The sequence below is a fragment of the Streptomyces sp. CG 926 genome (assembly GCF_003148825.1).
In the GTDB taxonomy this organism is placed as follows: domain Bacteria; phylum Actinomycetota; class Actinomycetes; order Streptomycetales; family Streptomycetaceae; genus Streptomyces.
In genome coordinates this window covers 29,634-47,932 of record NZ_QGGZ01000015.1, presented here as the reverse complement: position 1 = coordinate 47,932, position 18,299 = coordinate 29,634, and the positions used below count along the sequence as shown (strand labels likewise).

15 protein-coding genes and 6 pseudogenes are annotated in these 18,299 nt (G+C 69.2%); 12 read left to right on the top strand and 9 right to left on the bottom strand.

The window, feature by feature from the left end; all coding sequences use genetic code 11:
- Positions 1 to 27: 27 nt before the first annotated feature.
- From BCL76_RS32685 to BCL76_RS32675, 3 genes and pseudogenes are all read left to right on the top strand, one after another.
- On the top strand, positions 28 to 624 hold the full coding sequence (locus BCL76_RS32685) for an NADPH-dependent F420 reductase (RefSeq protein WP_109782981.1): 597 nt from the start codon (positions 28 to 30) through the stop codon (positions 622 to 624).
- Positions 625 to 1,129: 505 nt separating this feature from the next.
- Positions 1,130 to 1,270: a hypothetical protein gene (locus tag BCL76_RS39260; RefSeq protein WP_181382832.1), complete on the top strand. Its 141-nt coding sequence runs from the start codon at positions 1,130 to 1,132 to the stop codon at positions 1,268 to 1,270.
- A 274-nt stretch (positions 1,271 to 1,544) separates the two neighbouring features.
- Positions 1,545 to 1,883 (top strand): annotated as a pseudogene (locus tag BCL76_RS32675) (alpha/beta fold hydrolase); the annotation flags it as partial.
- Between the two features lie 272 nt (positions 1,884 to 2,155).
- On the opposite strand, the gene BCL76_RS32670 reads toward BCL76_RS32675, so the two are convergent.
- The 4 genes and pseudogenes from BCL76_RS32670 to BCL76_RS40635 all read right to left on the bottom strand — a co-directional run.
- Positions 2,156 to 3,208, bottom strand: a complete 1,053-nt coding sequence (locus BCL76_RS32670) for a methyltransferase (RefSeq protein WP_219934002.1) — start codon at positions 3,206 to 3,208, stop codon at positions 2,156 to 2,158.
- 51 nt (positions 3,209 to 3,259) lie between these two features.
- On the bottom strand, positions 3,260 to 4,090 hold the full coding sequence (locus BCL76_RS32665; protein ID WP_109782980.1) for a helix-turn-helix domain-containing protein: 831 nt from the start codon (positions 4,088 to 4,090) through the stop codon (positions 3,260 to 3,262).
- A 136-nt stretch (positions 4,091 to 4,226) separates the two neighbouring features.
- Positions 4,227 to 4,445 (bottom strand): annotated as a pseudogene (locus BCL76_RS40640) (integrase core domain-containing protein); the annotation flags it as partial.
- A gap of 92 nt (positions 4,446 to 4,537) precedes the next feature.
- A pseudogene (locus BCL76_RS40635) lies at positions 4,538 to 4,750 on the bottom strand (helix-turn-helix domain-containing protein); the annotation flags it as partial.
- A 370-nt stretch (positions 4,751 to 5,120) separates the two neighbouring features.
- Here BCL76_RS40635 and BCL76_RS32655 point away from each other — a divergent pair.
- The 5 genes and pseudogenes from BCL76_RS32655 (at position 5,121) to BCL76_RS39255 (ending at position 9,751) form a co-directional block, all read left to right on the top strand.
- Positions 5,121 to 5,972, top strand: coding sequence for a methyltransferase domain-containing protein (locus BCL76_RS32655; protein WP_181382831.1), 852 nt, complete (start codon positions 5,121 to 5,123; stop codon positions 5,970 to 5,972).
- A pseudogene (locus BCL76_RS32650) lies at positions 5,969 to 6,121 on the top strand (transposase); the annotation flags it as partial. The gene BCL76_RS32655 and the pseudogene BCL76_RS32650, both read left to right, overlap by 4 nt.
- A gap of 1,157 nt (positions 6,122 to 7,278) precedes the next feature.
- A complete protein-coding gene (locus BCL76_RS32640; RefSeq protein ID WP_181382830.1) occupies positions 7,279 to 7,782 on the top strand; it encodes a potassium channel family protein in 504 nt (167 codons plus the stop codon).
- Between the two features lie 714 nt (positions 7,783 to 8,496).
- Positions 8,497 to 9,510, top strand: coding sequence for a magnesium transporter CorA family protein (locus BCL76_RS32635; RefSeq protein WP_181382829.1), 1,014 nt, complete (start codon positions 8,497 to 8,499; stop codon positions 9,508 to 9,510).
- Positions 9,511 to 9,601: 91 nt separating this feature from the next.
- Positions 9,602 to 9,751 carry a hypothetical protein gene (locus BCL76_RS39255; protein WP_181382828.1) on the top strand — a complete coding sequence of 50 codons (150 nt, stop codon included), beginning with the start codon at positions 9,602 to 9,604 and terminating at the stop codon, positions 9,749 to 9,751.
- A gap of 58 nt (positions 9,752 to 9,809) precedes the next feature.
- Here BCL76_RS39255 and BCL76_RS32630 read toward each other — a convergent pair whose 3' ends face one another.
- Both BCL76_RS32630 and BCL76_RS32620 read right to left on the bottom strand, forming a co-directional pair.
- Positions 9,810 to 10,091, bottom strand: a complete 282-nt coding sequence (locus BCL76_RS32630; protein ID WP_109782978.1) for a hypothetical protein — start codon at positions 10,089 to 10,091, stop codon at positions 9,810 to 9,812.
- 1,109 nt (positions 10,092 to 11,200) lie between these two features.
- The gene (locus tag BCL76_RS32620; RefSeq protein WP_181382827.1) at positions 11,201 to 12,646 is read right to left on the bottom strand and encodes a beta-propeller fold lactonase family protein; all 1,446 of its coding nucleotides are present in this window, start codon (positions 12,644 to 12,646) and stop codon (positions 11,201 to 11,203) included.
- Between the two features lie 488 nt (positions 12,647 to 13,134).
- Here BCL76_RS32620 and BCL76_RS32615 point away from each other — a divergent pair, with 488 nt between their 5' ends.
- The 3 genes and pseudogenes from BCL76_RS32615 (at position 13,135) to BCL76_RS40120 (ending at position 14,081) form a co-directional block, all read left to right on the top strand.
- Positions 13,135 to 13,578 (top strand): hypothetical protein, encoded by a 444-nt coding sequence (locus BCL76_RS32615; protein ID WP_219934001.1) that lies wholly within the window; start codon positions 13,135 to 13,137, stop codon positions 13,576 to 13,578.
- 157 nt (positions 13,579 to 13,735) lie between these two features.
- Positions 13,736 to 13,921: pseudogene (locus BCL76_RS40570) on the top strand (hypothetical protein); the annotation flags it as partial.
- A 58-nt stretch (positions 13,922 to 13,979) separates the two neighbouring features.
- Positions 13,980 to 14,081: a translationally-controlled tumor protein gene (locus tag BCL76_RS40120; protein WP_258310039.1), complete on the top strand. Its 102-nt coding sequence runs from the start codon at positions 13,980 to 13,982 to the stop codon at positions 14,079 to 14,081.
- Positions 14,082 to 14,195: 114 nt separating this feature from the next.
- On the opposite strand, the gene BCL76_RS32600 is transcribed toward BCL76_RS40120, so the two are convergent.
- Complete coding sequence (locus BCL76_RS32600; RefSeq protein WP_109782975.1) at positions 14,196 to 14,918, bottom strand: DJ-1/PfpI family protein; 723 nt, start codon at positions 14,916 to 14,918, stop codon at positions 14,196 to 14,198.
- A gap of 159 nt (positions 14,919 to 15,077) precedes the next feature.
- Here BCL76_RS32600 and BCL76_RS32595 point away from each other — a divergent pair, with 159 nt between their 5' ends.
- Positions 15,078 to 16,061 carry a GlxA family transcriptional regulator gene (locus tag BCL76_RS32595; protein WP_109782974.1) on the top strand — a complete coding sequence of 328 codons (984 nt, stop codon included), beginning with the start codon at positions 15,078 to 15,080 and terminating at the stop codon, positions 16,059 to 16,061.
- 323 nt (positions 16,062 to 16,384) lie between these two features.
- Here BCL76_RS32595 and BCL76_RS32585 read toward each other — a convergent pair.
- Together BCL76_RS32585 and BCL76_RS32580 are read right to left on the bottom strand one after the other, a co-directional pair.
- Positions 16,385 to 16,900: pseudogene (locus BCL76_RS32585) on the bottom strand (integrase core domain-containing protein); the annotation flags it as partial.
- 82 nt (positions 16,901 to 16,982) lie between these two features.
- The gene (locus tag BCL76_RS32580) at positions 16,983 to 17,942 is read right to left on the bottom strand and encodes a hypothetical protein (protein WP_146228473.1); all 960 of its coding nucleotides are present in this window, start codon (positions 17,940 to 17,942) and stop codon (positions 16,983 to 16,985) included.
- Positions 17,943 to 18,299: the final 357 nt, after the last annotated feature.

The window sequence follows — 18,299 nt, the reverse complement described above, 5'->3', positions numbered from 1 at the left end:
CCGCACCTACGTAAGGACCACATCGCCATGACCCCGATCGCAGTTCTCGGAAACGGCCGCGTCGGCGGCAATTTGGCCGCGGCCCTCACCCGGGCCGGGCACGAGGTGACCGTGGCGGACCGCGCGCCGGGGGCAGCCGCCGACGCCGCCCGGAGGGCCCGGATCGTCATCAACGCCACTCCGGGTGCCGGATCCCTGGAACGTCTCGTAGCCCTGCGCGAAGAGCTGCGCGGCAAGATCCTCGTGGACGTCTCCAACGCCACCACCGACGGCCCGGACGGACTGCCCGCCGACCTCATCCACCCCGGCTCGAGCCTCGCCGAACGGCTCCAGGAAGCACTGCCCGAAACGCACGTCGTCAAGACGCTCAACACCATGCTCTTCCCGGTGATGACCGCGCCGGACACGCTCACCCAGCCGCCGACCGCCTTCCTCTCCGGCGAGGACCCGCAGGCCAAACAGACCGTCCGTGAACTGCTCACCGACCTCGGCTGGCACAAGGAATGGATCACCGACCTCGGCGGGATCCGGACCGCCCGCGCCACGGAGGCCGCGATCCTGTTCGTACCGCACGTCATCCGGACCACCGGATTCACTCCCTTCGCCATCTCGATCGCCCGCTGACCGCCGAGCGCTGCCGGCTGAAAACCAGCGCAGGGTGTTCGCAGTGAACTCGACCGCCCCGCCCGCCGCACCGCAGGGGCTCGACGTCTTTCGGCGTGGGGAGGGACGCAAGTCGGCGACGACTGCTGGCTTTCAGCCCGGACACGATCGGTGACTTCCGGGTCAAGGGCAACGTGGCCAGGGTGCACGGCGCGGCGATCGCCGATCTCCACGGCGCGTCGCCGACCCGGACCGCGGCCGTCCCGGGCGGCGATCAGGACCTGGTTGCAATGTATGTCGTGCGGCGCGGCGCATGGGCTTCTGGGCTGCCCGCCCGGTTGTGGCGACCAGACCGTGTCGGCCGGGCAGTTCCTCGTCCGGCACCTCGGGCCTTCGAGACGACGGCGCATCTCACGGCGAAGTTCCTCGTTCTGCCACCCGGCGAGCTCAAGCCCCTGCTCGGGACCCGAGCCATCACCGGGCCGGCGGACTCGGCCGGAGGCGCTTGCTGACGACCCTCACCGACATGATTCACGCCGCACCGGCCGACCTGGGCCCGGCCGGTGTAGCAGCTGCCCGAGGCGCCCTGGTCGAGCTGACCAAGGCGGTGGCGAAGGGCCGGTTCGACGACGTGGAACCCGGTTGGCTCCCGCGCTCACCCAGGTAGCCAGGGACCTCGCGAACCGTCGGCTCGCCGACCCCGATCCTTCTCCGGCGATGCTCGCCCGCGAACTCAACGTCTCCGTACGTACGCGGCACGGGGCATTCGCCGCGGTGGGTGAGCAGGTGACCACGTACATCCGCCACCGGCGACTGCATGAGGTCCGGCTCACCCTGGTCGCACCGTCAGGGCGCTTGAGTACTCCGGAGCGTGGCGCCATCCTGGCAGTTCGCGGACGCCAGTCACTTCACCCGAGCCTTCAAGAAGCACCACGGTCGCCTTCGACGACGCCGAGATCGACCATTACGCGGCCGAGGGAGGACTTTCGGCGTCTCTCGCCTACCACCGCGACGCTGTGGAGGCAGCGCGTAAGAACCATGCCGCTTTCGAACAGGGGCACTTGACCGTCCCGGTCCTGGGAATCTCCAGCTCCCACGGCTCGATCCCCGACATGGCCGCCTCCGTCGGTCCGTGGGCGGAGAACGCGACCGGCGTCGTCATCCCACGAGCCGGACACTTCATTCCCGACGAGCCGCCCGACGCAACGGTGGACGTGCTGACCGCGTTCATCAAACACGCGCGGGTCGAGCAGTTTGCGACGCGCCGGCCGGTCCGGTGACGTCGGCGAGATCGGCCGGCAGCCCTGCCGGGCTGGGGTTCCACGCGACGGACCTCCCGGCCGACGCGATGACGGCGCGGATCGCGCTGCCCGAGCAGAAACCGGATCCGGACGAGGTGTTCCGGCCGCGGCGGGCGGATGCGGCCGCGGTGATCGGGGCCGGGCTGGAGATGGCCGCCTTGGGCAGGGGACACCGCCAGGTCGCCGCTCACTCGGGTTTCCCTCTCACTGCACGCGCCGCTTTCACCGGGTGTTCGGGGTGGGGCCTGTGGTCAGTCGGCCACGGCCTCGATCAGGGAGTACGGGGCGGCGTCCGCGAGCGGGGTGACCGACACGACGCGCAGGCCCGCCCGGTGGCACGCCTCCTCGAAGTCCGCGCGGGTGCGTTCCCTGCCGCCGACGTTCACCATCATGTTGAGGTCGCTCAGGTAGGTGCCCTCGTCCTGCGCGCCGACGACCTCGGGCAGCACGGGTTCCACGATCAGAACCACACCACCGGGCCGCAGTGCCTGGCGGCAGTGGCGCAGGATCGTGACCGCTTGGGCGTCGGTCCAGTCGTGCAGGATGCTCTTCACGAGGTACGCGTCCGAGCCCTGCGGGACCGCCCGGAAGAAGTCCCCGGCGACGAGTGAGCAGCGGTCCTCCAGTCCGTGCCGTGCCAGTGTCTTCGCAGCCTCTACCAGACCGTCGGCGGTGTCGAAGACCACGCCGGTGAGGGCCGGGTGTGCTTCGAGGACGGCGGTCATAAGGGTGCCGTTGCCTCCACCGACGTCCGTGACCGAGGTGAACCGGCTGAAGTCGAAGGCTCGTGGCAGGGTGGCGGCGGTCTCTGCGGTGGCCTGGCTCATGGCCGTGTTGAAGTCCGCGGAGAGCTCGGGGTGTCGGGCGAGATGGCTGAAGAAGTCCGTGCCGAAGACGGCGTCGAAGGCGATCCCTCCCGTGCGGACGCTGCTCTCCAGGTGCTCCCAGGCGCGCACGATCGCCGGATCGGTGAACATGCGGACGAACGACGCGAGGGAGTCGGGGTGGCCTGGGCCCAGGAGTGCGCCTGCCGGGGTCACCGAGAACGTGTCGGGGGCGTCTTCCGCGAGCAGGCCGAGGGCGGTCAGGGCACGCAGCAGGCGTGTCATGGGCTGGTGCGCGGCCCCGGCTGCGACAGCCACGTCGGCGGCTGTGCGCGGTGCGTCGCCGATCAGGTTCACGATCTCCAGGTGGACCGCCGCGCGCAGGGTGTGCGCGGCCATGGTCCCGAACGCGAGCCGGACGACGAGCTCTCGGCCTGCCGCCGTCTGTGCTGCTCGAACTTCGGTGTTCGTCACGGGCATTGGTTCCTTCCTTCGGGTCGACCGATCGCCGGTCGGCCGGGATGCGGGTGGTCAGGTCTCGGTGGACGTGGTCATGCCGGCCAGTGCGCCGGGCGTGCAACCGGCGAGGGCCTGGATGTCTCGGTGAAGATGGGGCTGGTCGACGTATCCGCACGCCGCGGCGACGTCGCCGGCGCGCTCGCCGGCGAGGAGCGCGCGAGCGGCGTGGTCGAAGCGGACCAACATGGCGGCGCGTTTGGGGGTCAGACCGATCTGGGCGCTGAACCTGGCCCACAGTCGTTTGCGGCTCCATCCGCAGGAGGCGGCCAGGTCGCCGATCCGCACTCGGCCGCGGCCGGCCACGATGGCGTCCCAGGCGGCGGCGACCTCGACGGCCATGGGTGGTGCCCCGGCGGCCCTGCGTCTGAGGAAGCCGTTCGTGAGCGCGAGGCGTTCCTGCCAGGATGCGGTGTCGGCCAACTGCTCGCGCAGCATCCGAGCGTGCCGCCCCCAGAGGTCCTCGAGTCCGGTGACGGAGCCGTCCAACTCGAGCGGGGAAACGCCCAGCACGGCGTAGGCGGCCCGGGGTGACAAGGCCACCTCGACGCATTCGACGCCCTCGCCGCGGATGCGGGCCGGACCTGGCGACAGGGAGGCGACCAGACCGCTCAGTGGCCGGAGCCCGGAGGCACTCTCCACCGTGACCGGGCCGGCTCCGAGCCCGATGACGACGATCACGGCGGGCTGCGGCAGCACCCGCATGTCCAACTCACTGCCCGTACGATCCCGGAACCCGGCCATCCGTACACCGTCGAGAGGGGCTCCGCCCGGGGGGCGAGCCACCTCCCAGCGGTGGTCAGCAGTGCGCTCCGGGGGCGTGTCCCCCGCATCGTCTCTGGGCATGCCTCCAGGCTCGCTGAAGACGCCGGCCGTTGTCTTGGACGAAAATTCCGCGCCGTTCCGCGGTCCTGCCGTGCGGGGGGTGCGGGTGGCCGTGACCCGGCGGCGGGTACTCCCGGTCCGGCTGCTCGGCGACGCGCTAGGTGTATTGACCCGCAGGGTTGTTGACGCGGGTGATGGGTGGGTGTCCGCCGAGTGCGGTGTGGCAGCGGTGGTGGTTGTAGGTGTGGAGGAAGTCTGCCAGGGTTGCGGTCCGCTCGTCGTTCGAGGTGTAGGGCCGTTGGTAGGCCCACTCGTCGAGGAGGGTGCGGTTGAAGCGTTCGACCTTGCCTTTGGTCTGCGGTCGGTAGGCACGGGTGAGGTCGAGGCGGGCAGGCCCATGACGGGGCCGATCCGGGCGGGGCCGAGTTTGCGGTCCTGCCGCAGCTCACACACCCTGGCCTCGATCTCCGAGGGCGTGCGGTGCGGGGTTGCCCGAGGACGGGAGGACCGGTCGGCCAGGCCGGCGTCGCCCTCGGTCCGCCACCGCCGGACCCATTTATGGGCGGTGGCCCGCGATATACCCATCTCGGCGGCCACATGGGCGATCGGGCGGCCCGATGCGACACGTTCGACCAGCAGTCGCCTACCGAAGACGGTCAGCCGGGCATTACGGTGGGACACGAAGACCTCCGTCGTGCAATGGGTTCCTAGACAGCTCCCACCACACCGGAGGTCTTCGCCATGTTCAAGACCTGCCGAGTGTCGACAACGCTCGTGATCAATACAACTAGGCAGTGCCGCCCAACTCCTTGATCTGGAGGCTTGAAGGACTTCGCCGTGCTCGTAGACTTATGACGTGGCATTCATGAGCACCCCGCACTGCTGCTTCGTGTGATCGGAAGAGGCTGAGGGCGATGCCGGACGGCGTCGCCCTCCTTGGTGTGCCTGCTGCGTGAATGACGTCCCGATGCTGCCCGTTCCCGCCTGAGGCAGTGACGCTCTGATCCCGCAGGCACGATCCCCTCCCCTCACCCCTTGCAAGGAGTGCCTCGTGCCCGTGCCGCTTCCCCCTGCCCTCGATCTGTCCCTCGACCTTCTGCGTTGCCCGACGTGCCGAACGCGCCGCCTTCACCCCGACCACGGTGCACTGCGTTGCCCGGTGGGCCACACCTTCGACATCGCCCGCCACGGCTACGCCGGCCTGCTGACGGGCACCCGTGCCACCAGCGGCGACGACGCAGCCATGGTCCAGGCTCGGGACCGGTTCCTGTCCACCGGCATCTACGCGCCCATCCGCGAAGTCGGGGCCCGCCTGGCGGCCCACGCCGTGTCCGAGCAGGGCACGGTGGTGGACGTGGGGTGCGGCACGGGCTACTACCTGGCCGGCGTACTTGACCGGATGCCCGGCGCCCGTGGTCTGGGGCTGGACACATCCGTGCGCGCACTGCGTGCAGCAGCCCGTGCCCACGACCGAGCCGCCGCGGCAGCTTGGGACGTCTTCCGTCCCTTCCCGCTGGCCGACGCGGCGGCCGATGTCGTGCTGGACGTGTTCGCCCCACGCAACCCGGCCGAGTTCCATCGCGTACTGCGCCCGACCGGCCGCCTGATCGTGATCCGGCCCACCGAGCGACACCTGTCCGAGCTGCGCGCCCGGTTGCCTTCGATAGTGGCGATCGACCCGGTCAAGGAACAGCGCCTGCACCAGGTGCTCAACCCGTTCTTCGAGGCTGCCGTTACCGAACAGGTGGAGTACTCGGCGTCCTTGACCAGGCTGGATGCCCTCGACCTGGTGGCGATGACGCCGAGTGCACGCCATGTGAGTCGTGCTGACCTGAACGACGGCGGCGTCCTGCCCGACCAGGTCACCGTCTCCGCGCTGGCCACCGCCTATCAGCCTCGGTGACCACGAGCGGGCGCATGCGCCTGCTGACCGACGAGCAACGGGCACGCTTGGCGCCCTGCCTTCCCCGGAGCGCGGGGAAGGCAGGACGCCCGTTCGCCGACCACCGTCGCATCATCGAAGGGATCATCTACCGATACCGCACGGGCATTCTCGAATCCACGGTGCACGCCGCCCCGTCCTGTCGGTTCGACACCCGGCTGGACGACGTCTCGGGTGGCACCCCTACGCTGTGGAGATGTAGGCAGGCGGACGGCGGACATGTCGACGCGCCAGTGATCAACAGCGTGCTCGGGGGCGTCCTGGCCGTCGTGACCGTCGCGCACGGACGGCAGGGCCTACACCGCCCGGTACCGGGCCGAAGGCCGGCCGTCCTTCGGCCTGTTCGCCATCGCCCTCTGTCTGGCCGTGAACCCTCCGGAGCCGGCAGTACCTGGAGAGCAGCCGATGGAGCCCGGCGAGCCCGCCCCTCCTGATGAGCCACCGTCGTCCCCGGACACGCAGGACGACCGACGGCAGACCGTGGTGGCTGTGTCACCCCCGCAGACGACACAGCTCGTCGTCAGCCGTCCCCGGCCGCGAGTTCGGGCTCTTCGCCCTGGCGGAGTCTCTGGGCGGCGCGGCGCGGCGTAGGGCGTCGGATTCGGTGAACACGATCGCGCTCGCGGGGCATGGCCCAACCGGTGCCGGATCCCGATCCAGCAGCATTGCCCGGCCGCCCGCGGCCGGATCCCCGATCGGAGTGCTCTGCGCCGCCGCCCCGCGCGTCCGGCCGGGGCGACACTCCGTCGCGCCCTAGCGTGGACCCGCAACGATTCGGGCGTACCGCCACCGCGCACCCTCGGAGGCACCTTCACCATGGCCATCAACCGATCCGAGCACCCGGTCGCAAGGGCGTGGTCCAGGTGAACCGGCTGTCCTCCGCGAGGAAGCGTCTGAGGTGGCGATGCCACTCCCGTCCTCCACTGCCTGCCCAAGGCCGGCGCCGGAAACCCGGTGTCCGGACCGGTTCGACCTCCGTTGCACACCACGTGGGACGTACCGGGCCGAGGGCGCCGCGTCGGCGTCCCCGGTTCACGCGCCACAGGTGCACCGTGGTCGATACCGCAGTCGGTCGACTCCGCAGACGTCTCTACGCCACAGGTGGATCAGTACGACGTCCGGACGGAGCTGGCGGGTGAGGGGGACGAAGCCGCCGCCGGAGCTCGCGGACCTTTCCCGGCGGAGACGGCACCTTCTCCTGCTGCGCGCACTGCTTCGGCCGGTACTGACCGCCACGGCCCTTGTGGTGGCCTACTACGTGCTGCCCATGGACCAGCCCTTCAGCGCACGCACGGTCATCACGCTGGTGATCGGTCTGCTCGCCGTGTCCGGACTCGTCGCCTGGCAGACCCGCACAATCACCCGTTCCCCGTATCCCCGGCTGAAAGGCATCGAGGCACTCGCGACCGTCTTCCCGCTGTTCCTCCTGCTCTTCGCAGCGGCCTACTTCCTCATGGCGAGGAGCCAGGCCGACTTCTTCAGTGAGCCGCTCACGCGAACTGATGCCCTGTATTTCACGGTCACCGTGTTCTCCACCGTCGGCTTCGGCGACATCACGCCCAAGACGCAGGGAGCCAGATGCGCCGTGATGGTGCAGATGTTCGGAGGCATGGTCATGCTCGGCGTCGCCGTACGCGTCATCGTCGGTGCCGTCGGCATGGGGCTCAGCAAGCAGGGACAGCCCCCGGCCGGCGGGCACCGAGTGGCCCGCCCACGCCACAGACTCCATCGGAGGAACCGCTCGGTCCGGTCTTCTCTCCGCCAGAAGTAGTGGAAACTCCGTCTCCTCGGATCGTCGGTGAGCCCGCACGACGCCGGCCGTGGCACGTGGTATCGACGCAGCAGACCGATCAGTTGAGCAATCTTGGTAACCAGGATGTCGGCAACCAGGCCGGCGAGCCTACCCGGCAGGCGCCGGTCGCCGTCCTTGACGACGTCCATCGTGACGGCCCGCAGTCCGAGCACCAGCTCGACGACCGCGCGGCAGCCGTTTCGGCCCTCGGCCGCCGGCAGGGTGCCTGCACCCGGGTGCCGCCGCCCCCGGTGTGCGGTCCGTGGGCGGCCCCCGAGCGCGCCGCGGAATCTGCGGTGCGTCGGGGGGCGCGCACGTGTGGCGGTCGGCCGGTACCGGAGAGCCAAGCGCCGAGCGCCGAGCGCCACGACGATGCCAAGGGCGATGGCGGTTCGTCAGTATCGGCGGCGTCGGAGCCGACATCGTGCTCACCGTTCCGCAGGTCGAATGGCGACGAGCACTGCGTCCAGAAGTCGGCCGGCAGTGGGGGAACCGGGTGACTTGGCGCACGTGCGTCCGCGAGCCTGGCGGGTTGGACCGTTGCCTACGCGTCATCGACCGGTAGCGTGCCGGTGGCCGGCGGGCTCGCAGGGGCTGAGTCCATCTGTGTTGCTGCGGAATCCGGCCTCGGGAGCAGACAGAGATCGTGGGCGGCTCGTCGTTCGGGCAGCACTGTCATCTTGGTGAGGGGCGATGATCGTATCGGTGGTGTCGATGCCGGAAGGTGTCGTCGCTCGGACAGCATTGCCCGAGGCCAGGGAGCGTCTGGAAGCACCCGACTTCGTGATCGTCGACATCGACCAGGGAGAAGATTCCTCGTCCGACGAGAAATCACTCGCCCGTCTGCTGGGCATGGATGAGAAAACATGGGGGTGGCTCGGCGGACGAAATGAACCTGTGCGCGCCGACTACCACGCAGGAGTGGTCGGATGTGTCGTGCCGGTGATCGACGGCAGCCAGGTCAAGCAGATCCACGTCTTCGCCGGCGAATCCCACCTCGTCACGATTCACCACGGGCCCGTGGGACTGATCGAGACCTTCACCGCACGGCTGCCGGAGGACCGGCCCTCGGACGGGGCGACGGCGGTCTTCCTCTTTCTGCAGGGTGTGTTGGAAGTCTTTCGCAGGGAGGCAGCTCGAGCACTTCTGGAGGTAGCGGAGGTCGAGGAGGCGATGTTCGAGGGGCGGGCGTCGCAGCACGTCCATCGACTGGCCGACCTGCGACGGCGCGCGGCTCAGCTGCACCGTGGATTCCTTCCCTACGCGGCGATCGCTCAGGAGTTCCTCACCCATCGCAGGATCGCGAATCCTGGCCTGTCGGAGGAGAGGCAAGCGCTGAACCGCATGCATGAGCGCACCGTGCAGCTGGTGATGATGGAGATCGACTCGCTGCGGGACGAAACCCGACGGGCCGCCGACACCTACGCCTCCCTCGTCGCCGACCAGCAGAACCTCGTGATCAACAAACTTGCGATCGCCTCGGTCATCTTCCTGCCGCTGTCCTTCCTGACCGGCTTCTTCGGCATGAACTTCAGCTACCTCAGCAACAACTTGGCCAGCGAGAAGACCTTCCTGTGGCTGGGCATCGGCATGCAAGTCTGCGCCCTGGTCGTCGCCATGTACGTCGTGCTGTACCGGACGCACTGGCACCAACTCCGGGACGGCCGGTCCCACGATGCCGCCGTCCGACCAGCAGACCAAACTTGATCTTGTCGGTCGACGTGATCAGGTGACGCGGCGAGCCGCCGTTCACAAGATCACCTGTTGGCTATGACGACTCGACCGGAGGAGTCGGTACATGCACGTTGCCAGGATTCTCACGATCGTCGGTACAACCGTCGCTCCGACAGCGGTAACCGAGTACGCGACGGAGATCGGCGAGCTGCGGAACGAAGTGGAGGCCGCGGTGAAGAAGGCGGTACGGCATCCGGAGCCGACGCCCGAGTAGCGTGCGGCCCTTCAGTGCCCCTGACCTCACAGTGGTCAGGGGCACTGGCGTGCGCGGTCTAGTTCTGGAGCGGGTTGCCGGGCTTGGGCAGGATGTGTTGGGCGTACGTGATCCAGTCGTCCAGTTCGATACTGGTGGGGATCTTGCTCGGGGGGTGGCCGATCATCGAGTCGCGGCGCTCGACGACGGTCCTGGCCTCGGGCCCGTACAGGGTCTGCCATCGCGTGAGGGCATCCTGGTCGAGGGCGGTGTGCTCGGGGCTGGTGGCGAGGAGTCGTTCGACCTGGCCGGCGAGGCCGAGATACTGGTGGTGGAGCTGGTTGCGCTGGTCTGCTGTCATGGCGGCAGGCTAGGTACTCGGCGGCTGGCCGCGTGTGGGCCGAACGGGTGACGTGCCGTCCGCGGCCGCCGAGGGGCACAGCGCGGCGGCCGCCGCCCCGAGGCGTGGGCCCCGGAGCCGCCGTAGCCGTCAGTACCGCCAGGCAGCGACCACCAGGACGGCGCCGAGCGCCACCCACATGGTCAGTCCCCCAGCAGGCGTCGGCGGTCGCGTTGCCCTTCTCGCTGGAGACGCTGGTACAGCTCGTCGCGGGGGTCGCTCATGGCGCGATCACGCCGCGTTCGGTCCACAGGGCCCTGCAGCCGGTGCAGCGCGCGCACGTGTCGCCCCGCCACCGCTGTACATCTCGATCGTCCCGCCGCACGCGCAGCTGTGCTCAGGCCCGAGTTCTGTCCGCCGGTCGCCATCGGTGTCGAGCGCGGCCTCCGCGCGGCGGAGCGCCTCATGGGCGACGGTCCGGATGTGCCGCTCCTGAATCGTGTTCCCCGCCGACGCGGGCCCCAGCAGGACAGCGCCAAGGCTCCAAAACCAGGCCGCGTAGTGCAGAACCCCGACCGCCAGGGCCACCAGGGCCACCGGGGCCGATGCACCCGCCGACCGAGCGGACTGCTACCGGCGCGCCAACACGGCGGAGAACGCATCCTGTGCGTCTCGTCCCAAGCGAGCACGGCGGAGAGGGTCGGTTCCTGCCGCACCCGACGCCGAACACCGAATAGAACGGATGTCGGACACCGCTTCTACCCATTCTCCGTCCGGGCACTTCCCGGCCCGAATCCGGTTTCCTCTCATGTAACCCGAAGGCCCGAACGGCGGCGCCCAACCCCGCACGCGGACCCCGCGAGGCGGGCCCCGGCGTCGGCGGAGCAGGCTGGAGACCTCCATCGTTATCTGGGGTTGTCAAGAGAACGTACAGGTCAGCGCGGGTTCGGCCGTTCAGGCAAGTGAGTCAGATAGCGCGGTCTGATCGGTGGTCCGGTCTGGTGTGAAGGGTCGGCGGAGGCTTAGGGCGGCGGGCCGTGATGTGGGGTTGCGTGGTCACGGGACGTCCCGGCGTCGGCGGTCCGGGGGTGGGCGGCCGGCGCCGGGGCGTTCGTCATGCCGGCGTGCGGTTACCGGGGGCCGGGGCGGTGGCCGTGGTCGGGCCGGTCGTGGCCCGGCTTCCCGTGGCTTGGGCGGTCGTGGTGCGGGGGCTTGGGCTGCTGCTTCCTGTCGACGGTGGTAGTTGCGGTGCCGGTGCCGGTGCCGGTGGCGCCGCCGCCGGTGACGGTGGCGGTGTTGGTGACCTGCTTCGGCGCGTTGGGGGCGATCCGGACGGTGAGAGTGAGGGGCGGGTAGCCGGCGCCGGGGGCGAGGATGTCGCTGCGGGTGCAGGACAGCGGGATGCGGGTGCAGGTCCATCCGGTGCCGGAGAAGCTGACCGCGGTCAGGCCGGTGGGGAGGGTGTCGGTGAGGGTGACGGTGCTGCCGTCGGTGGGCAGGTCGCCGGTGTTGGTGACGGTGAGGGTGTAGGTGCCCCGCCCGCCCTGGGTGAACGTCCCGCCGGCGGTGAGCTTGATCAGCGTCAGCGCCGGCGCCGGCCGGGGCACGGCCCCGATCGCCACCCCGAACGGGAGGTCGCCGACGGGGACGGTGGCCACGACGGTGTTGGTGGCGGTGTCGATCACGGACACCGTGTCGTCGTTGGCGTTGGTGACGTAGGCGCGGGTGCCGTCCGGCGACACCGCCACCTCTCGAGGCGCATCACCGACGGGGATGGTGGCGACGACCGTGTTCGTCGCCGTGTCGATCACGGACACCGTGTCGCCGCCGGCGTTGATGACGTAGGCGCTGGTGCCGTCCCGCGACACCGCCACCCCCTGGGGCGCATCACCGACGGGGATGGTGGCGACGACCGTGTTCGTCGCCGTGTTGATCACGGACACCGTGTCGCCGCCGAAGTTGGTGACGTAGACGCGGGTGCCGTCCCGCGACACCGCCACCCCGAACGGGAAGTCGCCGACGGGGACGGTGGCGACGACCGTGTTCGTGTTCGCTTTGATCACGGACACCGTGTCGTCGTCGGAATTGGTGACGTAGGCGCGGGTGCCGTTCGGCGACACCGCCACCCCGATGGGCGCATCACCGACGGGGATGGTGGCGACGACCGTGTTCGTCGCCGTGTTGATCACGGACACCGTGTTGGCGCCGAAGTTGGTGACGTAGGCGCGGGTGCCGTTCGGCGACACCGCCACCCCCAGGGGCTCAAGGCCGACGGGGACGGTGGCGACGACCGTGTCGCTCGCGGTGTTGATCACGGACACCGTGGCATCTTCGCGGTTGGTGACGTAGGCGCGGGTACCGGCCGGCGATACAGCCACTCCCCACGGCGCATTGCCGACGGGAACCGTGACCACTACCGCGTTCGTCGCTGTGTCGATCACCGACACCGTGTCATCGTTGAAGTTGGCGACGTAGGCGTAGGTGCCGGGCGGCACGGCCTGGGCGGGTTGCGGGGCCACCATGGGCAGGGCCAGGCCGACCACCAGGACGAGACCTGCCACCAGCGCCCGCAGCATCCCACCCCACCACGAGCGACGCACTCGAAGACCAGGCGGCACCGACGACGGGAGGGCCTCCTGTGCGCCCGCCCCCCTCACGGCTTGACAGATAGTCACAGCAATCCTCCCGACCGGGCTGACAGAACGGGACGGATTATGACAGTTCGCCACATTCGGTATGGCGGGGACACGCGTCCGCCCCGGTCAGGGGCCGGGGCGGACGCGGGGACGTTCGTGCGCCCCACGGAGACCGCACCCACAACGCTTACGCACATGCCGTACGTGCCTGACGATCCCTCGGATGCCCGTAAGGCACGTACGAAACGGCCGCTTGCCCTACATGCCCGCTGCCTCGCCGGCACCCGAGACAACTGCGTGGGTTGCTGTGTATGCGTGCTCCCGGCCGACGGGGGGGGTGGTCCGCGCCGCCATCGCGCGGAGCATTCGCGCGTCACAGGACAGTCACAGCCACCCCGCGCCCACCCTGTCCCGGCCACCATGTCCTGATGCGCACACACCACACCGCTGCTCTCCTGGCGACCACCGCCCTGCTCGCCCTCACAGGCTGCGCCGGCGACCCGGCACCCGCCAAGACCGGCGCCGCCCCAGCCCCGGCCAGCAGCACCCCGCCGAAGGCCGACCCGGTCCGCGCCGGCCTGGAGAAGGCCGTACGCGCTTACTCCGCCGCCTACTTCAAGCCCGACGGCGCCGCCGCCTACGCCACCCTCTCCAAGCGGTGCGCCACGAAGGCTGGTGACGCCGAGCTGTTCGCCGGGATCGTCGACACCGCCGCCAAGGCCTACGGCGCCCAGGAGATCCAGACCCTGACCATCGACCAGCTGGCCGGCGACATGGCCCGCGTGTCCTACACGTACTCCGTGCCCAAGCTGAACCAGACGTCGCAGCCCTGGGCGCGGGAGGGCGGGGCCTGGAAGTACGACGGCTGCTGACCGCCGGCCGCAGCCTCGCCTGACAGGGCGCAGTACAGGCCGGGGCCGCAGCCAGCATCCAGGATGTCGAGACCGTTTACGTCTCCCAGGAGGCCAAGGACGGTGGGCCGGTCGTAGTGAGCGTTGTGGGCGTGCTCCCCGCCGACGCGGGGGTGGAGTGTTCCCCGCCGACGCGGGGGTGGAGTGTTCCCCGCCGACGCGGGGGTGGACCGTCGACGCACATAGCCTCGCCCCTACGGCGTACGACAAGAAGGCCTACGTCAGCCACATCAAGGCCTATCTGAAGCGCGTCTCCGAGACGATGCCGAAAAACGAGCGGCCCGGTTGGCAGCAGCAGGTACAGGACTGGGTCAAGACGGTCGGCGCCGACTTCGACAGCTACACGCTCCACTGGGGCGAGCGTGGATCCCGAGGCGATGGCCGTCCTCCTGAAGACCGGCGAAGACAACAAGACCCCGTTCCTCTACGACTTCCGCCACGGGCTGAGGACCGAGGTCCTCTGACACCACCGTCGCGCGGCCCGTGGCGGCTCCGTGCAGAGCCCCACGGGGCGTAGGAGAGGCACCCGGCAGGCGCCGACACCCGCTGTCAGGTCAACGACGCCCAACCCCCGGTGCTCAGGTACTCAGGTGCGCCAGGAGGGCGGGGTGGTCGGCGAGGGCGCTCTGGAGCAGCTGCCGGGCGAAGGGCGCGTATTGGCCGCTGTCGGCAGCTGTCCAGTCGATCGGGCCGAAGGGCGGCTCGGGGTCGTACTCGATGAACAGCTGCACCATGCGCGCGACGTCGTGGCCGGCGAGACGGCCGACCAGGTGCAGTGCCATGTCGATGCCGGCCGAGACCCCGGCGGCGGTGATGAAGTGCCCGTCCTCGACCCAGCGCTGAGTGACCGGCGTTGCCCCGAAGCGGGCGAGCAGGTCGCGGTACATCCAGTGCGTGGTGGCCCGGCGGCCTTCCAGGAGCCCCGCTGCTGCGAGCAGCAGCGAGCCGGTGCACACCGAGCCGACGACCTGGGACCGCGCCGCGGTACGGCGCAGGTTCTGCAGCAGGCTCTCGTCGGCCATGGCGGCCAGGGTGGGGACGAGGCCGCCGGGCACGATCACTGCGTACGGATCCGCTATCTCATCGAAGGTGTGGCTGGGCACCAGGGACAGCGGGGTGTCGCTCGGCATCGGCTCGATCCTCTCGCCGACCACGATCGTGCGGTAGCCGGGAGCAAGATCGCCCAACGCTGCGAAGACCTGCAAGGGGCCGACGATGTCCAGTGGGGTGAGTCCCGGGTACAACACGAAGGCGATGGTCTTCACCGGGTCGACGGACGGCTTGGACGAAATTTCGGTCATGACATGTCTCCTGAAGTCGGTGGATGACGAATGGCCTGGCAGCGGCTGCTGCCCTGACAAACCTCACGCACCGCCCCCACCACGGATGGAAATCTTCGGATCTTATGTCCATAATCCTGGGATACCTGTCCATCGGACGGAATCGGTACTGTCGTAGGCATGACGACAGCTGTCCCCCACCGTGTGGTGGTCGTGGCCTACGACGATGCGGAACTCGTGGAGATCGCCTGCGTGACAAGCGCCTTCGACGGGGCGAACCGCCTCGGTGCGAGCCCGCCCTACGACGTCCGTCTGGTCACCCCGCAGGGTCACCCGGTGCGCTGCTCATCTGGACTGGTTCTGGCTGCTCAGGCCGCGCTGGAGCGTACGCGCGGCCCCGTCGGCACGCTGCTGGTCGTCGGTGGGCCGGGCCACGCCGCGGCGGCGCAGAACACCCGGCTGGTCGAGCACGTGCGCCGCCTGGCAGCTATCGGCCGCCGGATCGCGTCGGTATGCACGGGCGCGAGTGTGCTGGCGGCGACCGGGCTGCTCGACGGACGGCGTGCCACGACCCACTGGGCATACGCGAGCGACCTCGCGCAGCGCCACCCGGCCGTCAGCGTCGACGCCGCTCCCCTGTACGTCCGCGACGAGAACATCTGCACGTCAGCCGGGGTTACCGGAGCGCTCGACCTCACTCTCGCGTTCGTCGAGGAGGACCACGGCCCGGCCCTCGCCCGGACATTGGCCCGGATGATGGTGACCTACCTCCAACGACCGGGCAATCAGGCCCAGATCAGCATGTTCGTCGACGCGCCGGCCCCGGAGCACCGGACCGTGCGGCAGACCGTCGAACACATCACCGGACACCTCGACAGCAACCTTGCCACCACCGCGCTCGCCGCGTACGCGGGAGTCAGCGGGCGCCATCTGTCCCGGCTGTTCCTTGACCAGCTCGGCCAGACACCGGCCCAGTTCGTACGGGCCGCCCGAGCCGAGGCAGCCTCACACCTCCTCGTCGCCACAGCACTGCCAATGGCCTCGATCGCGAGGCGCTGCGGATTCAGCTCCGCCGAGACAATGAGGCAGGTCTTCCTGGACCACTACGGAACGACGCCCAGCCAGCACCGCACAGTCCACAGCACTCCTCAGCCCACGCCCTGATTCCTCCTGCGGATGGGCCAGAACGCCACCCCGCCGTCGGCTGGTTTCGATTGGAGGGCCTCCCGCAGCCCGCGCCGGACAGGGGTCACCCTGGACGGCCGGGCGCCGTGACGCTGTGACGCCGTGACGCCGTGACGCCGCAAAGACTGCGGGTGTTTGATCTTGATCGCGTCGTCGTCGAGGGCGAGGACGGCGAACTTGGCGGCGGCCTTGACCACCTTGCATCTGGTGGGGAAGATCGGAAAATTCGTCATCCCACCGCAGAACGTCGTCGAGGGCAGGCCCGAGGATCTCAAGGAGCTCGGCGACGGCAAGTACGCGGGCTAGGTGTATTGACCCGCAGGGTTGTTGACGCGGGTGATGGGTGGGTGTCCGCCGAGTGCGGTGTGGCAGCGGTGGTGGTTGTAGGTGTGGAGGAAGTCTGCCAGGGCTGCGGTCCGCTCGTCGTTCGAGGTGTAGGGCCGTTGGTAGGCCCACTCGTCGAGGAGGGTTCGGTTGAAGCGTTCGACCTTGCCGTTGGTCTGCGGTCGGTAGGCACGGGTGAGCTTGCCGGCGGCGCCGAGGTCGGTCAGGACGGCCTTCCGGGCCAGGCCCTTGCGGTAGGCCCACGCGTTGTCGGTGAGGACGCGTTCGATGCGGGTGATGCCTTGTGCGTGGAAGAACACGGCGGCGCGGGCGAGGAAGTCCGCGCAGGTGGCGACCTTCTCGTCGGGGTGGATCTCGCTGTAGGCCAGGCGGCTGTGGTCGTCGACCGCCGAGTGGACGTAGTCGAATCCCACGCCGGACCTGGTCCTGCGGCCGGCTTCGCGGCCCAGGGCCTTGTGGCCGCCGCCGGCGGGTGTCAGTTAACGGCCCGGCCCGGCTGGCCGTGGAGGCCGAAGTTGGCACCCACCGGCCACGGCCGTGGCCGGTGGGTGTGCATCAGTAGATGAGCGAAAGTTCGTCCACTGTCGCAAGGATCACGCTCAAGGCTGCCAGCCACTCGTGCCTGACCCTAATTTCGTTTTGAACCCCACGTTTTACGCGGTGAATGCCACCTGGGTCCTGGGCGCCATCCGTCAGGCGCTGCCTAAAGGTGTCCAGCGCGAGCGGGCGGCTCGGGTTGCCGGTCCGCAGATTCAGCCACACTCTCCGCATCTCTACTGAGCGAGTAGGCGTAAGCCATGGCTGACCCGTGTCGGCAACCTGAGGGCGGAGATCCTGATCAATGGCCTCCCAATGATCCTGGATCTCGTCGAGCCACACGCCCCAATGGCGGCCGCCGATCGTGGCCATCATCTCAGCGAGCGCCTGGTTGTACGCATCAGCAGGGTCCCGGAGCTGGTCGAGCCACTCCAGCAGTGTGAGCGCCGGCGCGTCAGCAGTCCCCGCGCTGGGCTGCCGCAGAGGTGCCTCGGCCATCTCCTGAATGGCCCTGTCCGCTCCGGCTTTGTGGGCACGCAACGTCGTCACGTCTTCTGCGCTGAACACCCGCAGGAGAACCCCCCGAAAGGCTTCGACTTCGCGCTGAGCACGACGGCGAACCTGCCGCCTCTGTAGCGCCTCGGCCTGCGCGTTGCCCAGATGCGAAAGCACTAGAAGAGCGGTGGGAATCCCGAACATCGCGCTAGCCAGACTGGATGTCAGGTTAGTCAAGAAGCCCCGGTCCTCCCACCACCCATGGGCATCGCCGTACACGCCAAGTACTGTTCCGCACACCCCCATCGGCACACAGATATAGGCCACAAAGCGGATGGTCCTTGGTGTGTCAGTCCACCATTGCCTTGCGCGTATCAGCCGGTTGTTTGCCAACGCCTCACCCCCATGATCTTTACCGCAGTCCGTGACGTTATCGGTTCGAGCCGCCACCGAGTGCGTCACGACTACCAAGAAGACCGCCACATTGAGGCTCGCCCGGGCCCGCACACTCGGCAGCCGGCCCCAACTCCACGACCTGAACGGCGCTCGCGCACGCTCCCCACTCGGTTCAGAGCACTCGCTGGACCCATTCTCGACGTACTCACCAGCTGGATCGGGGAGGCCCTCGGCGGCCTGACCGTCGCGGTAGCGCTCTCCCTCTGGACATGGGCCCCGTCGGCGTCGCACCGCCAGCGCCCCTGCCGTGGGCAGCCTGCGGATCTACACCCTGCTCGGGAGCCAGGGAGGCCGACGGCCAGCCGGTCCACCTGCCCTCCAAGCGCCCCGCCAGCAACCCGCCTCACCTGGAACGGCCCCGTAGGCAAGCAGGAGGAGTTCGAG

Coding starts and splice junctions, on each gene's coding strand:
- BCL76_RS32685 (WP_109782981.1), top strand. CDS start 28: ATGACCCCGATCGCAGTTCTCGGAAACGGCCGCGTCGGCGGCAATTTG.
- BCL76_RS39260 (WP_181382832.1), top strand. CDS start 1,130: ATGATTCACGCCGCACCGGCCGACCTGGGCCCGGCCGGTGTAGCAGCT.
- BCL76_RS32670 (WP_219934002.1), bottom strand. CDS start 3,208: ATGCCCGTGACGAACACCGAAGTTCGAGCAGCACAGACGGCGGCAGGC.
- BCL76_RS32665 (WP_109782980.1), bottom strand. CDS start 4,090: ATGCCCAGAGACGATGCGGGGGACACGCCCCCGGAGCGCACTGCTGAC.
- BCL76_RS32640 (WP_181382830.1), top strand. CDS start 7,279: ATGGACCAGCCCTTCAGCGCACGCACGGTCATCACGCTGGTGATCGGT.
- BCL76_RS32635 (WP_181382829.1), top strand. CDS start 8,497: ATGATCGTATCGGTGGTGTCGATGCCGGAAGGTGTCGTCGCTCGGACA.
- BCL76_RS39255 (WP_181382828.1), top strand. CDS start 9,602: ATGCACGTTGCCAGGATTCTCACGATCGTCGGTACAACCGTCGCTCCG.
- BCL76_RS32630 (WP_109782978.1), bottom strand. CDS start 10,091: ATGACAGCAGACCAGCGCAACCAGCTCCACCACCAGTATCTCGGCCTC.
- BCL76_RS32620 (WP_181382827.1), bottom strand. CDS start 12,646: ATGCTGCGGGCGCTGGTGGCAGGTCTCGTCCTGGTGGTCGGCCTGGCC.
- BCL76_RS32615 (WP_219934001.1), top strand. CDS start 13,135: ATGCGCACACACCACACCGCTGCTCTCCTGGCGACCACCGCCCTGCTC.
- BCL76_RS32600 (WP_109782975.1), bottom strand. CDS start 14,918: ATGACCGAAATTTCGTCCAAGCCGTCCGTCGACCCGGTGAAGACCATC.
- BCL76_RS32595 (WP_109782974.1), top strand. CDS start 15,078: ATGACGACAGCTGTCCCCCACCGTGTGGTGGTCGTGGCCTACGACGAT.